The 804-nt window shown below is 58.7% G+C and carries 1 protein-coding gene; it reads right to left on the reverse strand.

The window, feature by feature from the left end:
• Positions 1-722: ABC transporter substrate-binding protein (locus AC0L2H_RS32470; protein WP_473593672.1), on the reverse strand; the 722-nt coding region annotated here is incomplete at its 3' end.
• Positions 723-804: the final 82 nt, after the last annotated feature.

Raw genomic sequence — 804 nt, forward strand, 5'->3', positions numbered from 1 at the left:
TCGACCTGATCGGCATGGCCGTACTTGTCGCCTTGCCAGTAGTTTTTGAACTTTTCGCCGCCGTGACGCACACCCGGCTCGTTGACGGTGACCTTGTAGGGACCGGCGCTGATGCCAGCGGCAGGATCATCCTTGCCGCCATTGGGCTGGATGATCAGGTGATAGTCTGTCATCAGATAGGGCAGATCGGCGTTGGACTCTTTCAACGTGATCACGACGTCGCCACCATCAACCTTGAACGATTCGATGCTTTTCAGAATGCCGAGCGCGCCGGATTTCGACTTTTCGTCCGAATGGCGCTCGAGGGTGGCGACGACGTCCTGTGCGGTCACTTCCTTGCCATTGTGGAACTGGACGCCTTTGCGGATTTTCATCGTCCAGGTCTTGGCGTCCTTCGACGAGTCGATTTCCTCGGCGATGCGGTATTCGATGCCGCCGTCGGGGGTCATTTCCAGCAGCAACTCGCCCCAACATTTACTGAAAACGATCGGGACGTTACTGCCGATGGCCGCTGGATCCAAACTGTCGGTAGCTTGGCCAGTACCGAGGCCGGCTTTGATTATGCCACCGCGAACAGGCCCCTGAGCCCGCGCGGCGCCGGCGAGGAGCGAACTCGCAAATGTCGCTGAGACGCCGAGCGCCGTCGCACGGCCGAGAAATTCACGTCGGGTCAACCGGCCTGCAACGACGTAGCGGCTGAGGTAATCCAATTCCTGCGACATCAAGTCCTCCCATATTGTAGCGGCGAGAATGCGGCCTTCACTTGGCAACACTAGCCAAGCAATTGCGCTGCCTTGCGCGAAA

This window comes from Mesorhizobium sp. WSM4871, assembly GCF_055811295.1.